Origin of the sequence: Streptomyces sp. NPDC047525, assembly GCF_040643025.1 — a bacterium.
GTDB lineage: Bacteria > Actinomycetota > Actinomycetes > Streptomycetales > Streptomycetaceae > Streptomyces > Streptomyces durmitorensis.
The window spans coordinates 660,494-674,993 of the sequence record NZ_JBEYTL010000004.1 but is presented as its reverse complement, the minus strand read 5'-3'; the positions used below and the strand labels follow the sequence as shown (position 1 = coordinate 674,993).

Annotated in this window: 13 protein-coding genes; 6 read left to right on the top strand and 7 right to left on the bottom strand. The window is 68.0% G+C overall.

Annotated elements, in window-relative coordinates:
- Nucleotides 1-123 precede the first annotated feature (123 nt).
- The 5 genes from ABZ833_RS15490 to ABZ833_RS15470 all read right to left on the bottom strand — a co-directional run bounded on the left by ABZ833_RS15490 (nucleotide 124) and on the right by ABZ833_RS15470 (nucleotide 5,379).
- Complete coding sequence (locus ABZ833_RS15490; protein ID WP_361046224.1) at nucleotides 124-795, bottom strand: response regulator transcription factor; 672 nt, start codon at nucleotides 793-795, stop codon at nucleotides 124-126.
- Nucleotides 792-2,156: a sensor histidine kinase gene (locus tag ABZ833_RS15485; protein WP_361046221.1), complete on the bottom strand. Its 1,365-nt coding sequence runs from the start codon at nucleotides 2,154-2,156 to the stop codon at nucleotides 792-794. Before ABZ833_RS15485 ends, ABZ833_RS15490 begins: the two co-directional genes overlap by 4 nt.
- Nucleotides 2,157-2,356: 200 nt before the next feature.
- The gene (locus tag ABZ833_RS15480; protein WP_361046375.1) at nucleotides 2,357-3,238 is read right to left on the bottom strand and encodes a DUF4429 domain-containing protein; all 882 of its coding nucleotides are present in this window, start codon (nucleotides 3,236-3,238) and stop codon (nucleotides 2,357-2,359) included.
- Between the two features lie 66 nt (nucleotides 3,239-3,304).
- The gene (locus ABZ833_RS15475; protein ID WP_361046218.1) at nucleotides 3,305-4,516 is read right to left on the bottom strand and encodes an alpha/beta hydrolase; all 1,212 of its coding nucleotides are present in this window, start codon (nucleotides 4,514-4,516) and stop codon (nucleotides 3,305-3,307) included.
- A gap of 245 nt (nucleotides 4,517-4,761) precedes the next feature.
- Entirely contained in the window at nucleotides 4,762-5,379 is a 618-nt protein-coding gene (locus ABZ833_RS15470) for a TetR family transcriptional regulator (RefSeq protein ID WP_361046372.1), read from the bottom strand.
- Nucleotides 5,380-5,581: 202 nt separating this feature from the next.
- Between ABZ833_RS15470 and ABZ833_RS15465 the strand changes: the two genes are divergently transcribed.
- Together ABZ833_RS15465 and ABZ833_RS15460 are read left to right on the top strand one after the other, a co-directional pair.
- Nucleotides 5,582-7,192: an MFS transporter gene (locus ABZ833_RS15465; RefSeq protein WP_361046215.1), complete on the top strand. Its 1,611-nt coding sequence runs from the start codon at nucleotides 5,582-5,584 to the stop codon at nucleotides 7,190-7,192.
- Between the two features lie 227 nt (nucleotides 7,193-7,419).
- Nucleotides 7,420-7,848 carry a peptidase inhibitor family I36 protein gene (locus ABZ833_RS15460; protein WP_361046369.1) on the top strand — a complete coding sequence of 143 codons (429 nt, stop codon included), beginning with the start codon at nucleotides 7,420-7,422 and terminating at the stop codon, nucleotides 7,846-7,848.
- Here ABZ833_RS15460 and ABZ833_RS15455 read toward each other — a convergent pair.
- Both ABZ833_RS15455 and aceE read right to left on the bottom strand, forming a co-directional pair.
- Nucleotides 7,829-8,698, bottom strand: coding sequence for an ion channel (locus tag ABZ833_RS15455; RefSeq protein ID WP_361046212.1), 870 nt, complete (start codon nucleotides 8,696-8,698; stop codon nucleotides 7,829-7,831). The genes ABZ833_RS15460 and ABZ833_RS15455 overlap by 20 nt on opposite strands.
- Before the next feature lie 102 nt (nucleotides 8,699-8,800).
- Nucleotides 8,801-11,533: a pyruvate dehydrogenase (acetyl-transferring), homodimeric type gene (gene aceE, locus ABZ833_RS15450; RefSeq protein WP_361046210.1), complete on the bottom strand. Its 2,733-nt coding sequence runs from the start codon at nucleotides 11,531-11,533 to the stop codon at nucleotides 8,801-8,803.
- A 413-nt stretch (nucleotides 11,534-11,946) separates the two neighbouring features.
- Between aceE and ABZ833_RS15445 the strand changes: the two genes are divergently transcribed.
- The 4 genes from ABZ833_RS15445 to ABZ833_RS15430 all read left to right on the top strand — a co-directional run bounded on the left by ABZ833_RS15445 (nucleotide 11,947) and on the right by ABZ833_RS15430 (nucleotide 14,472).
- Nucleotides 11,947-12,384, top strand: coding sequence for a DUF3052 domain-containing protein (locus ABZ833_RS15445; protein ID WP_361046208.1), 438 nt, complete (start codon nucleotides 11,947-11,949; stop codon nucleotides 12,382-12,384).
- Between the two features lie 190 nt (nucleotides 12,385-12,574).
- The gene (locus tag ABZ833_RS15440) at nucleotides 12,575-13,033 is read left to right on the top strand and encodes a peroxiredoxin (protein ID WP_249590133.1); all 459 of its coding nucleotides are present in this window, start codon (nucleotides 12,575-12,577) and stop codon (nucleotides 13,031-13,033) included.
- Nucleotides 13,034-13,173: 140 nt separating this feature from the next.
- Nucleotides 13,174-13,749: a TerD family protein gene (locus ABZ833_RS15435; RefSeq protein ID WP_160504836.1), complete on the top strand. Its 576-nt coding sequence runs from the start codon at nucleotides 13,174-13,176 to the stop codon at nucleotides 13,747-13,749.
- Nucleotides 13,750-13,896: 147 nt separating this feature from the next.
- The gene (locus ABZ833_RS15430; protein WP_190081128.1) at nucleotides 13,897-14,472 is read left to right on the top strand and encodes a TerD family protein; all 576 of its coding nucleotides are present in this window, start codon (nucleotides 13,897-13,899) and stop codon (nucleotides 14,470-14,472) included.
- Nucleotides 14,473-14,500: the final 28 nt, after the last annotated feature.

Below are 14,500 nucleotides of genomic sequence, written 5' to 3'. Positions count from 1 at the left end.
ACGAGAGGAAAAGTAGGGAGACGGTGCCCGGCGGCACCTCACACTGGGGAGCCAACTCGCAGGTCATACCGGGGTATGTGGACCTCATACCGCGGTATGGGAGTGAGGGCTTGAGCGAGGGGTCTACTGCCCTCCGGGCGTGATCAGACCGGACTCATAGGCGAAGATCACGGCCTGTGCGCGGTCCCGCAGGTCCAGCTTGGAGAGGACCTTGCCGATATGGGTCTTCACCGTCTGCTCGGCGACGACCAGGTGCTCGGCGATCTCCTGGTTGGAAAGGCCGCGCGCGATGAGCACCAGTACCTCGGTCTCACGTGGAGTCAGACCGTTCAGCCGCAGCGACTGGTCGTTGCGTGGCCGCTGCTTGGCGAAGTCCGTGATCAGGCGGCGCGTCACCGACGGAGCGAGCAGAGCGTCGCCCGCCGCCACCACGCGTACCGCCGAGATCAGGTCGGCGGGCGGGGCGTCCTTGAGGAGAAAGCCCGAGGCTCCGGCGCGCAGCGCCTCGTACACATAGTCGTCCACGTCGAAGGTGGTGAGCATCAGCACCTTGGGCACGTGCACCACCCCGGGCGGTGGGTCCAACAGGGCGCGTGCCGCGACGAGTCCGTCCATCTCCGGCATCCGGACGTCCATCAGGACGACATCGGGATGGGTCTTGCGGCTGACGTCGACTCCGACCTTGCCGTTCGGCGCCTCGCCCACGACGTCGATGTCGCTCTGGGCCGCAAGGAGCGCGGCGAACCCGGCCCGCACCATGTTCTGGTCATCGACGATGATCACGCGGATGGTCATGCGGTTCCGGAGTCCTTTTTCAGGAGGGGCAGTTGGGCCGCCACACGGAAGCCACCGTCGGGCAGCGGCCCGGCGTCGACCGTGCCGCCGACCAACCGTACGCGTTCGCGCATGCCGACGAGTCCGTGACCTGTGCCGCTGTGCTCCAACGAGTCGGGTGTCTCGGTGGGCGGGCCGTTGACCACGAGAATCAGCAGATGCTCTTCGTCCAGGGTCACGGTGATGGTGGTGTGCGCTCCCGGCGCGTGCCGCATCACGTTCGACAGGGCTTCCTGGACGATGCGGTACGCGGAAAGGTCGACGGCCGGTGTGACGTCGGCCAACTGCGTGAGCACCGATAGTTCGGGGCGGGACAGATCGATCGGTAGGCCGGCGCGCACCGTCGCTTCCACCAGATGCGGCAGCCTGCTGAGCCCGGGCTGCGGGGACCGCTCACCCGGTGTGTCCTCACTGCGCAGCACCGCGAGCAGCCGCCGCATCTCGGTGAGGGACTCACGGGCGCTGGCCGCGATGCTCCCGAACTCCTCACGTGCCGCGTCCGGAAGGCCGTCGAGGCGGTAGGGCGCGGAGTCCGCCTGCACCGTGATCACCGACATGTGGTGGGCAACGACATCGTGCAACTCCCGGGCGATGCGGGCCCGTTCTTCGAGGAGGGTGCGCTGGGCGCGCTCGGCCTCGCTGATGGTCTCCTGCTCGATGAGTCTGCGCTGTGCGTCGCCACGCTCACGGAGCAAGGCGCCGAGCAGCAGCACGACACCGCTCAGCACGATCAGCAGCACGCTGGTGTCCTGGCCGCCGTCGTCGCGGAACGCACCGAGGACGAGGCTCACGACGACCGTGACAAGCCAGATGCCCAGGAGCGTGCGGCGGCTCTCGCGCAGGGACAGCAGGAGGCACACGACCACATAGCCCACGATGATCATGGCAGTCCAGGGAGCGGGCCGGTCGTTGCCCATGGACAGCGTCACGATCGCCCCGATGACATCCGCGACGATCAGGATGCACCAGGCGGCCAACGGGCGGCTGACCGCCAGCAGCAGCGGTGCGGACTGGGCGACGCCCAAGGCGCCCGCCAGACCGCCGTTCACCCCGTAGTCGTTCGTCAGTACCTGGGTGGTGACAGGGATGAGTGCCGCGACGAAGCCCAGCGCGGCGATCATGGGCATCAGCCGCATCCAGCGCTTGGGCGCCCTGGCGAGGAGAGGCTCGGTCCGCCCCACGGGCGTCGAGAGGAAGGCCCCTGCCCTGCCGAGCCCTTCGCGGACGCCCGCGGTCGCACGCTGAAGGGTGACCCCACGCCTGTCCGGCTCGGCGGCCGGTGTGCGGGGATCCTGGTCCGGGGGTGTCGATGAGCTGCTCATGGCCTGATCAGCGTAGACATGACGCACGCCGTACGCCGTCGTACCGCGGAGCTGACCTGCACCTCATACCCAGGTAGGAAACGGGCTTCTCGCGATACCCAGGTATGACCCATGACCCATGACCCGCGGACCACGTCCCTCCAGCCCAGCCCAGCCCAGCCCAGCCCAGCACCGCCCAGCCCGGCTCCCCTCTGGCCGGGTCACAGCTCCGCCAGCAGCTCAGCCTTCTTCGTGGTGAATTCCTCGTCCGTGAGCAGACCCGCCTGGTGCAGCTCACCGAGGTGCCGGATGCGTTCCGCGATGTCCGCCGGGTCGCGGCGGGTCACCGGGGCGGCGCCCGGGACCGTGCCGGGCGTCAGGGCCGGACCCGACGCCCGCACCGCGGCGAGCACCGACGCCGCGAACGGCAGCGATTCGTGCACCGGGCCGTACCCGAGGCCGAAGACGACGGCCGCAGGATCCTGGTCCGCCTGTGCGGGCTGGGCGAGCGGGGTCTCACGGCGCAGCAGCCGGAGATGGCCCTCGAAGACCTCGGGGGAGCGCCACTCGACGCCGCTCAGGTCCGTGACCAGGAAACTCTGATCGCCGGCTTTCCACTTGGCGGACGAGGCACCCGTCCAGAACCACCGGAAGGCCACCGACTTGCCGTCGAAGGACGCCTTCCCGTCGTACGCCTTGAACTGCAGCGGAGTCTCCGGCGCGGCGACCAGGTAGCGGTCCGGAGGTCCGCAGTCATCCTGAGTGAGCTGGGCCCGCAGCTCGTCCGCGTAGTACTCGGCGAGCGTCTCGCGCTCGGCGGGCAGCACGAGCCGGTACGGGTCGCAGCCGTCCTTGAGCTGGCCCGCGGCCGCCTCCATCAGAGGATCCGCCCCCGGTCTCGGCACGGCGTGCAGGACGACCGTCCCTCGCTTGCCGGGAGTGAGTGTCACCGCTGCGATCGCCTCGTGCGGGATGCGGCGTTCGCCGAGCGCCTGAAGGAGCTTCGGCGTGCGGATCCCCCGTTCGAAGCGGATGAGCACGGAGTCGGACTCGAACTCCCAGGCGGCATGAAATCCGGCCAGTACGTCACCCATGCGGCTCATCGTAGGCGGCACGCGCGCCTCCGTCCCTCCTGCGGCGTGCCGCTGTTTTGTCGATTTCTACGCGCGTCAGGCCACTGTCGTGCCGGAAAATTCCTTCCGGCACGCGTCATCCCCGCTCGCACACCGCACTGAGCGGTACGAACCAGTACCGATGTCGGCGAAGTTGCTGAGGCTCTCCGTGCCCGGCTCGAAATAGCCGGTGTGGCCGATCGCGCCCCGTGCGGACAGCACCCGCGCGCCGAAGTCCCGGGAGACGGGGTCGGCACCGTGGCCGAGCCCGCCGACCTCCATGTTTGGCACATCCTGGATCCAGTCGTCGCCGTCCCTGGTGGCCCAGATCCGGGCACCGGTGCCCAGCTGCGACGCCGTGTCGGCGCGCATGCCGGGGCTGCCCGCGACCGCGATGTCGGAGACGCGGGAGGGCAGCTGTCGTGCCGCGACCCCACACACCACGGAGCCGTAGCTGTGGCAGTACAGCGCGACGGGCGAGTGCCCCGGAAGCCCGCGCACCAATGAATTGAGCCGGATCGCGCCCTCATCCGCGCGCATGGACGTGGCCGCGTCCACACCGAGGCCGATGGGCGCGGTGTAGTCGGCCCAGGCGATCACGGCGGTACGCGCGCGTGGGCTCGCCGAGTGCTCCGCGCGGTACAGGGCCTTGGCCATGCCGACAGGGGCCGAGTACTTGCGGTTCGTCCGCTCGAAGGTCAGCAGGTTCGTGTCCACACCGGGCACGACGACCGACACCCGGGACGCCTGGTCGAGGTCTCCGAAGACCTCGGCGATACGACCCGACCCCATGGGGTCGAAGGACAGGACCTGCCGACCCGGATGCATCATCACGCCGAAGCGCTTCATTCTGCGCTCCGCCTCCTGCTGCCCGAGAGGGGAGAGCCGGTTGTCGTGCATGCGCTTTCGCTCGGTCTTGCGCGCCTGATCAAGGGCGATGTGGTTCGCGCGATATCGCAGCTCTACGGGGGCACCGTTCATGTTGCCGACCGCAAGGGGATAGCGGGTGGCGAGTCGGGTGCGCTGTTGCGCGTTGAGCGAGGCGAAGAAGTGAGCGAGCTTGCCGGCCGGGGCAGTGGCGTCGGGCAGGGCCCGTCCGTTGATGTGCCCGTGCTCCCAGGCGGAGAGCGAGGCCGCGAGCGGCGATGCGGCGTCCTTGTGGTGGCGCACCGCGGTCCAGCCCGTGGTCGCCAGCATGACGAACACCACGGCGAGCGCAAGCAGTGCGCGCCAGGCGCTGAGTTGAGGGGAGGAGTCGAAGGAAGTCACTACGGAACACCCTAGGAGAATCGTGATGCCTACCGTGCACCGGGTGAGGCAGATCACGTTTCCTGTGGGGTAATTGAGGCATAGCGGGCGCACTCTGAGCACTTTCGTCACACTCCGTAGGCGGCGCATGCGCGCAGCGCACTCGGAGCGCGCCGTTACTGACGGCGCATCAGTCAGTCACTCTGCGTGTTGATTTGTTCGACGGGTTGATCTGCTCCCCAGCCCGACACGGAGTGCGCGCACCGTCACTCTGTGCGCCAGTTCTCCGCCAACGCGGGTCCCAGATGGTCGAGATACGTCTCGGTGATCGCGCGGATCGACTCCACGCTCGACTCCTCGCCCGCACCCCAGAGCCGACCGGTCATGCGCATCACTCCGCTGAACGCGGCCACCACCACGCGTGGTCGCGGGTCCGTGTCCAGGTCGAGCCCCTCACGCTCGGCGATCACCCGCGCGATCTCTTCCTCCATCTCGATGGAGCGGCGCAGGTGGGCGGCGAGCAAGGAAGGGGTGGACTCGATCATCTGATAGGTGCGCATGTGGAGTTCGACGGGGACCACCTCTTCGATGGACCGGCCCATCGCGTCCCAGGCGCCGATCACGGCTCCGCGCAGGGCGACGAACGGCGTTTCGTCGGCGGGGCGTTCGCGCAATGTCTCCACGAACCGCTGCTCCACCATCTCCTGCACGGCGAAGGCGGTCTCCTCCTTGTTGGTGAAGTACCGGAAGAACGTGCGCTGGGAGACGTCGACCGCTTCGGCGATCTCGTCGACCGTCGTCTCCTCGTACCCCTTGGTCGTGAAGAGCTCGAGCGCCGCGCGCAGAAGTGCGTCACGGGTGCGCTGCTTCTTGCGCTCGCGCAGTCCGGGGCGAGAGGGCTCGCCGGAGATGTCTCCAGAGGCCTCGGCCCGCGGCTTCGCGGGGTCCGCCGCTCGCTGCCCGGTCCTCACGCCATGTCCCTCTTTCCGCTGTTTGACCAGCTCACCATATCTGTGAGCCACGTGACAGTTACCGACTTGTGAAATGGTTTGTCAACTGTCAGCGACTGACACTAGCCTCGAACGCATGACTAGTCAGATCACCGTCGACAAGGCGGACAAGGCGCCGGAGCCATCGTCCGCTCCGACCCCGGCCAAGGGGCTCCGCGGCCACCCTTGGCTGACGCTCTTCTCCGTCGCGATCGGCGTGATGATGGTCGCGCTGGACGGCACCATCGTGGCGATCGCCAACCCGGCCATCGCGAAGGACCTCGGCACCACGATGGCCGGTGTCCAGTGGATCACCAACGGCTACCTCCTCGCGCTCGCCGTCGCGCTGATCACCGCCGGCAAGCTCGGTGACCGGTTCGGCCACCGGCAGACCTTCCTGATCGGCGTGGCGGGCTTCGCCGTGGCCTCCGGCGCGATCGGGTTCTCCAGCAGCGTCGGCCTGGTCGTCACGTTCCGTGTGCTCCAGGGCCTCTTCGGCGCGCTCCTGATGCCGGCCGCGCTCGGCCTGCTGCGCGCCACCTTCCCCGCCGAGAAGCTGAACATGGCCATCGGCATCTGGGGCATGGTCATCGGCGCATCGACCGCGGGCGGCCCCATCGTCGGCGGCCTGCTCGTCGAGCACGTCAGCTGGCAGTCGGTGTTCTTCATCAACGTGCCCGTCGGTGTCATCGCTCTTGTCCTCGGCCTGGTGATCCTCAAGGACCACCGCGCGGAGAACGCGCCGAAGTCCTTCGACATACCCGGCATCGTCCTGCTGTCGGGCGGCATGTTCGCGCTGATCCTGGCCCTCATCAAGGGCTCGGAGTGGGGCTGGGGCGGGACGAGGACGCTGCTGTTCCTCGCGGGCGCGGTGGTGCTCTTCGCGCTCTTCGCCTTCTGGGAGACGAAGGTCAAGGAACCGCTCATCCCGCTGGGCATGTTCAGGTCCGTCCCGCTGTCCGCGGGCACGGTCCTCATGGTCCTCATGGCCTTCGCCTTCATGGGCGGGCTGTTCTTCGTCACGTTCTACCTGCAGAACGTGCATGGCATGAGCCCGGTCGACAGCGGACTGCACCTCCTGCCGCTGACAGCCATGATGATCGTGTCCTCGCCGATCGCCGGTGCGCTCATCACCAAGTTCGGCCCGCGCGTCCCGCTCGTCGGCGGCATGGTGGCCACCGCCATCGCGATGTTCGGCATGTCCACGATGACGACGGACACCGCGACGCTGCCGATGTCGCTCTGGCTCGGCATGATGGGCCTCGGCCTCGCACCCGTGATGGTGGGAGCCACCGAGGTCATCGTCGGCAACGCCCCGTTGGAGCTGTCCGGCGTGGCGGGCGGTCTCCAGCAGGCCGGCATGCAGGTCGGCGGCGCGCTCGGCACGGCGGTTCTCGGCGCGGTCATGGCCGCCCGGGTCGACAAGGACCTTCCCGCGAACTGGGCCGACGCCAAGCTCCCGCCCATGACGCCGGAGCAGCTCGACCAGGCATCCGCCGCGGTCCAGATGGGCGGGGCGCCGGTCCCGCCGAAGACGCCGGAGCCGGTCGCCGAGGCGATCACCTCTGCCGCACACGACACGTTCGTGTCCGGCATGGGCCTGGCCTTCACCGTCGCCGGTGCCGTCGCGGTCGTCGCGGCCCTGGTCGCCACGTTGACCAAGCGGGGCGCCAATGCCGAGGCGGGCGCCGGAGTCGGACACATCTAGCAGGAGGCGTTCTGGACTCCGGGCCACCACAAGGCATTTCCGGACATATCCAACGCGCACGTCGAGCAAGCATCTGCCTGGCGCTCACGCATCAGGGAAAGCCCCTCAGGGTCCAACTGGGGGGCTTTCGCCTATCTGGGTGACGCACATCCGTACCCCTTCCGACGGAGCTAGCGAGTGGGTCACAGTTCTGGCAAGTGATCGACATGACACGGGAGTTGAAGCAGATGCGTACGACCATGCCCGCGACCTTCGCCGCCGCCGCGCTCGCCACGGTGATCCTTGCCCCCTCACAGGCCGGTGCCACGACACTGTCCCCACAGGCCGATCTCGCGACACCCGCGAAGCATGCCGGGACCGCCGCACCACCCACGCTCGCCGGTTGTGGGCCGGGGGAGCTCTGTCTATGGGAGAAGGCGGAGTTCAAAGGCGCCCGGCAGACGTATGAGCTGTCCGAGATCGACATCGAGAGCTGTGTAGCGCTGCCGGAGGGGGGCAGCGCTCAAGCCCTCGCCAACCGCACGGGCCGGCCGGTCACCACGTATCAATCCGCGGAGTGCGGCGAGACCGGGGAGTTCGACACATATCCAGGCGGCGGCACCTGGCTCCCCGAATCGCCTTATCGCGTGCGGGCGTTCAAGGTCTGGGAGAACTGACCGGAGGCACAGGAGGGCCTTCCGCGGTCGGCGCCGGCCGCGGAATCTCCTCCGACGGCGGTCGCGGAACCTCCGCCGGTGCAGACTGCGCAACCGCCGTCGCCGGCTGGGGCACCCCGCCCGACAGCGCCGTCACCTGAGCCCGCAGCGCTCGAACCTCCGTCGTCAGCGCCTCGATCGCCGCAGTCTGGCGCCGCTCCTCGACGTCGTCCCGGTCGAAGCGTGAGATGAACCAGGCCGCGATGTTGGCGGTGACCACACCAAGAAGCGCGATGCCCGAGAGCATCAGGCCGACCGCGAGGATGCGGCCGAGCCCGGTCGTCGGCGCGTGATCGCCGTAGCCGACGGTGGTCATCGTGGTGAAGGACCACCACACCGCGTCGCCAAGGGTCTTGATATTGCCGTTCGGTGACTCCCGCTCCACCGAAAGGACGGCCAGCGAACCGAACATGAGGAGGCCCACGACGGCCCCGGCGACATAGGTCGTCAGCTGAATCTGAGACGCCATCCGGGCCCGGCGCCCGACCAGCAGCAGAGTCGAGACGAGCCGCAGCAACCGCAGCGGCTGCAGCATGGGGAGGAGGACAGCGCAGAGGTCGAGCCAGTGCGAGCGGACGAACTGCTTGCGGTGGTCGGTGAGGTAGAGGCGTACGAGGTAGTCAATGGCGAACGAACCCCAGACGATCCACTCCACCACCGTGCAGGTGATCGCGACGCTCTTGCTCGCGTCGGGCACCACGATGGGCACGGCATAGGCGATGGCGAAGGCCACCGCGAGCACGAGGAGCGGACGTTGGGTGCGTCGCTCCCAACGGAGCTGTGCCGGTGGGTGCTTTATGGGCGCTTCCATGCGCGCATCGTAGGAAACGCCGGAGGGCGGCGGGAGCCACTGCCCCACCGCCCTCCGAACGACCTACGTGCTACAGGAATCGCTCATGCCCGCCCCGCAGGGCTAGGCGTCGCCCCCAGCGGCGCCCGGGTCGGCTGCCGTGACGTCGAGCAGCTGGTAGCGGTCGATGGCCTGCTTCAGTACGGAGCGGTCGACCTTGCCCTCGCGGGCCAGCTCGGTCAGCACGCCGACCACGATCGACTGCGCGTCGATGTGGAAGAAGCGGCGGGCAGCACCGCGGGTGTCCGCGAAGCCGAAGCCGTCGGCGCCCAGGGACTGGTACGTGCCGGGGACCCAGCGGGAGATCTGGTCGGGGACGCTCCGCATCCAGTCGGAGACGGCCACGAACGGGCCCTCGGCGCCGGAGAGCTTCTGCGTCACGTACGGGACGCGCTGCTCCTCCTCGGGGTGCAGGAGGTTGTGGCGCTCCACGTCGACCGCCTCGCGGCGCAGTTCGTTCCAGGAGGTCGCCGACCAGACGTCCGCCTTGACGTTCCACTCCGAAGCGAGGATCTGCTGGGCCTCGACCGCCCACGGGACCGCGACACCGGAGGCGAGGATCTGCGCCGGGATGGCGCCCTGCTCGCCCGCCTTGAAGCGGTGGATGCCCTTGAGGATGCCGTCGACATCCACATCGGCGGGCTCGGCCGGGTGCTGGATCGGCTCGTTGTAGACGGTGAGGTAGTAGAAGACGTCCTCGCTGTCGGGGCCGTACATCCGGCGCAGGCCGTCCTTGACGATGTGCGCGATCTCGTAGCCGAAGGCCGGGTCGTAGGCGACGCAGCCCGGGTTGGTCGAGGCGAGCAGCTGCGAGTGGCCGTCCGCGTGCTGGAGGCCCTCGCCGGTCAGTGTCGTGCGGCCGGCGGTGGCGCCCAGGACGAAGCCGCGGGCCAGCTGGTCGGCCATCTGCCAGAACTGGTCGCCGGTGCGCTGGAAACCGAACATCGAGTAGAAGACGTACACCGGGATCAGCGGTTCGCCGTGGGTGGCGTAGGCCGAGCCCGCGGCGATCAGCGAGGCCGTGCAGCCGGCCTCGGAGATGCCGTCGTGCAGCATCTGGCCGGTCGGGGACTCCTTGTAGGCCAGGAGCAGCTCGCGGTCGACGGCCTCGTACTGCTGGCCGAGCGGGTTGTAGATCTTCGCGCTCGGGAAGAAGGCGTCCATGCCGAAGGTGCGGTACTCGTCGGGGGCGATCAGCACGAAGCGCTTGCCGATCTCCTTGTCCCGCATGAGGTCCTTCAGGATGCGGACGAACGCCATGGTGGTGGCGATCGACTGCTGGCCCGAACCCTTCTTCGCGGTCGCGTACGTCTTGTCCTCGGGAAGCTGGAGGGGCTTCGAGCGGACCACTCGGGTCGGGACGTAGCCGCCGAGGCCCTGGCGGCGGTCGTGCATGTACTGGATCTCTTCCGAGTCACGGCCGGGGTGGTAGTACGGCGGGGCGCCGCCCTCCAGCTCCTTGTCCGTGATCGGGATGTGCAGACGGTCGCGGAAGCCCTTGAGGTCGTCGGCCGTCAGCTTCTTCATCTGGTGGGTGGCGTTGCGGCCCTCGAAGTTCGGGCCGAGGGTCCAGCCCTTGACCGTCTGCGCCAGGATGACGGTCGGCTGGCCCTTGTGGGCCTTGGCGGCCGCGTACGCCGCGTAGACCTTCTTGTGGTCGTGGCCGCCGCGGCCCAGGTGCAGGATCTGCTCGTCGGTCATGTTCTCGACCATGGAGCGCAGGCGGTGGTCGTCGCCGAAGAAGTGCTCGCGGATGTACGAGCCGGTCTCGGTCGCGTACGTCTGGAACTGGCCGTCGGGCGTCGTGTTGAGCCGGTTGACCAGGACGCCGTCGCGGTCCTGCGCGAGCAGCGGGTCCCAACTGCGGTCCCAGACCAGCTTGATGACGTTCCAGCCGGCGCCGCGGAACTGCGACTCCAGCTCCTGGATGATCTTGCCGTTGCCGCGCACCGGGCCGTCGAGGCGCTGGAGGTTGCAGTTGACGACGAAGGTCAGGTTGTCCAGGCCCTCGCGGGCGGCGATGGAGAGCTGGCCGAGCGACTCGGGCTCGTCCATCTCGCCGTCGCCGAGGTAGGCCCAGACGTGCGACTTGGAGGTGTCGGCGATGCCGCGCGCCTCCATGTAGCGGTTCATCCGCGCCTGGAAGATCGCGCCGAGCGGGCCGAGGCCCATGGAGACGGTCGGGAACTCCCAGAAGTCCGGCATCAGACGCGGGTGCGGGTAGGACGAGAGCCCGTTCGGGGCCTTCGACTTCTCCTGGCGGAACGCGTCGAGCTGCTGCTCGGAGAGCCGGTCCAGGAGGAAGGCGCGGGCGTAGATGCCGGGGGACGCGTGCCCCTGGAAGAAGATCTGGTCGCCGCCGTCGCCCTCGTCCTTGCCGCGGAAGAAGTGGTTGAAACCCACGTCGTAGAGCGAGGCCGACGAGGCGAAGGTGGCGATGTGACCGCCGACCCCGATGCCGGGGCGCTGGGCGCGCGACACCATCACCGCGGCGTTCCAGCGGGTCGCGTTCAGGACCTTGCGCTCGATCTCCTCGTTGCCGGGGAAGAACGGCTCGTCCTTGGTGGCGATCGTGTTGACGTAGTCCGTGCTGCGCATCTCGGGCACAGCCACGCGCTTCTCGCGCGCACGTTCGATGAGCCGGAGCATCAGGTAGCGGGCCCGCTCGCGGCCGCGTTCGTCGACCGCGGCATCGAGGGAGTCGAGCCACTCCTGGGTCTCTTCGGGATCGAAGTCCGGGACCTGACTCGGCAGGCCGCCAATGATGATCGGGTTGCGATCGGATCCGGAAGCCACGCTGTTCCTTCGCTGTTGGGGCTTTCGCCTGGGTTCTGCCTGGCTGTGAGACGTTCCCCATCGTGTACCGCGTGGGCGGAATCGTCATCTCTACTGAGAGGTAACCGAGGCCTCCGCCCGGCGGCCCTGGGGTAGGCTCGACCAAATCGCAACGATACGCCCATCCTGCCTAGCCGGTTCGTAAGGCCGTTCGGACCTCAGTTCCGTTCGGCGTCGTACGAGCGAAGTGCGAGCGGAGAAGGATCTGGCAGGTGGGCCTTGAGTTGCGGCGACACGGCCGGGAACGTCACCGTTTCAGCGGTCTTGACGGCCGGGTACTTGCGCGATCCGGCCCGTCCGTGTGGACTACCGCCAATGTCCCGCGCACGCGCGTGGATGAAGGCATTCCCGAAAACATGATCAGGAGGCAAGCCGTGAGCGCGACCGCGGACCACGCGGAGGAGCGGACCAACCCTGCCGCGAGGCTGGGTTTCCAGCCCGAGCAGGTGGTCCAGGAGATCGGCTACGACGACGATGTCGATCAGGAGCTCCGCGAGGCCATTGAAGGGGTGATCGGCAGCGAGCTCGTCGACGAGGACTACGACGACACTGCTGACGCCGTGGTGCTGTGGTTCCGCGAGGACGACGGCGACCTGACGGATGCGCTGGTGGACGCCACCCAGCTGATCGAAGAGGGCGGCGACCTCTGGCTGATGACGCCCAAGACCGGCCGCGACGGTTACGTCGAGCCGAGCGACATCAACGAGGCAGCCCAGACCGCAGGCCTTGCTCAGACCAAGACCATCAGTGCGGGCAAGGACTGGACGGGCAGCCGTCTGGTCACGCCGAAGGCGGCAGCCAAGAAGCGGTGAAGCTGCCGCTCAGGCAGCAGGAAGTCGACTGAGCCAATCGTTGTGAGCCCCCACCGGCGCATGCCGGTGGGGGCTCCTGCGTGCGCGCGGGCCGACGGGGGAAAGTCCCGCCCTGCGGGGTGATCGGACGAAACGCCCGTTGCGTAGGGTGGTCGTCACCCGAACAGCCCCGTCGAAGGGATGCGTACTCATGGCGATCGCGGTCGGCACCAAAGCGCCGGACTTCGAGCTGAAGGACAACCACGGCCGTGCCGTGAAGCTGTCGGACTTCCGCGGCGAGAAGAACGTGGTGCTGCTCTTCTACCCGTTCGCGTTCACCGGCGTGTGCACGGGCGAGCTCTGCGCGCTGCGCGACGAGCTGCCCAAGTTCGTCAACGACGACACACAGCTGCTCGCGGTCTCCAACGACTCCATCCACACGCTGCGCGTCTTCGCCGAGCAGGAGGGCCTGGAGTACCCGCTGCTCTCCGATTTCTGGCCGCACGGTGAGGCGTCGCGTGCGTACGAGGTCTTCGATGAGGAGAAGGGCTGCGCGGTGCGCGGCACCTTCATCATCGACAAGGAGGGCGTGGTGCGCTGGACTGTCGTCAACGGTCTGCCGGACGCCCGCGACCTCGACGAGTACGTCAAGGCGCTCGACACCCTGTGATTCCTCAGGGGTGACACCCTGTGATTCTTCGGGTGCAGAGCCTGTGGCGGCCGGGAACCGGTCACTAGGATCCACTCGTTGATCCGATGGCAAAGCACGACTGGGGCTCCCCGCCCCTGGACATCAATTTGGGAGGACTTGTGGGAGTCAGCCTCAGCAAGGGCGGCAACGTATCGCTGAGCAAGGAGGCCCCCGGCCTGACCGCGGTTCTGGTCGGCCTGGGCTGGGACGTCCGTACCACCACCGGTACGGACTTCGACCTCGACGCCAGCGCCATCCTGACCAACGCCGAGGGCAAGGTCAGCAGCGACGGCAACTTCGTGTTCTTCAACAACCTGAAGAGCCCGGACGGATCCGTCGAGCACACCGGTGACAACACCACCGGTGAGGGCGAGGGCGACGACGAGGCGATCAAGGTCAACCTGGCGGCCGTTCCGGCCGACGTGGACAAGATCGTCTTCCCGGTCTCGATCTACGACGCCGAGACCCGCCAGCAGTCGTTCGGCCAGGTCCGCAACGCGTTCATCCGCGTCGTGAACCAGGCGGGCGGCGCGGAGATCGCGCGGTACGACCTCTCCGAGGACGCCTCGACGGAGACGGCGATGGTCTTCGGCGAGCTGTACCGCAACGGAGCGGAGTGGAAGTTCCGCGCCGTCGGCCAGGGCTACGCCTCGGGCCTGCGCGGCATCGCGCAGGACTTCGGCGTCAACGTCTGAGCCGAGTAACGCCCTCCGCCTTGTCGTCCGGCGCCGCACACCACGAGTGCGGCGCCGGACGCGCTCAACACTCTTGCTCCCGGACACGCTCCCGACCCAGGGGAGCCCAGGGAATTCTTGCTCTCGAACCACGGGGAGGACCACATCATGGGCGTCACGCTCGCCAAGGGAGGCAATGTCTCCCTCTCCAAGGCCGCACCGAACCTCACACAGGTCCTGATCGGCCTCGGCTGGGACGCGCGCTCCACCACCGGAGCCCCCTTCGACCTCGACGCCAGCGCGCTGATGTGCAACTCGGGCCGGGTCATCGGCGACGAGTGGTTCGTGTTCTACAACAACCTCAAGAGCCCGGACGGCTCCGTCGAACACACCGGCGACAACCTCACGGGTGAGGGTGACGGGGACGACGAGTCGCTCCTGATCGACCTCTCCAAGGTTCCCGCCAACTGCGACAAGATCGTCTTCCCTGTCTCGATCCATGAGGCGGACAACCGCGGCCAGACGTTCGGCCAGGTCAGCAACGCTTTCATCCGTGTGGTCAATCAAGCCGACCACCAGGAACTCGCGCGCTACGACCTCTCCGAGGACGCCTCCACGGAGACCGCGATGATCTTCGGAGAGGTGTATCGCTACGGCGGCGAATGGAAGTTCCGCGCCGTTGGGCAGGGGTACGCGTCTGGACTGCGGGGCATCGCTCTAGACTTCGGGGTCAATGTTTCGTAAAGCTGGGGACCGGCGCGGGGGAGACCGC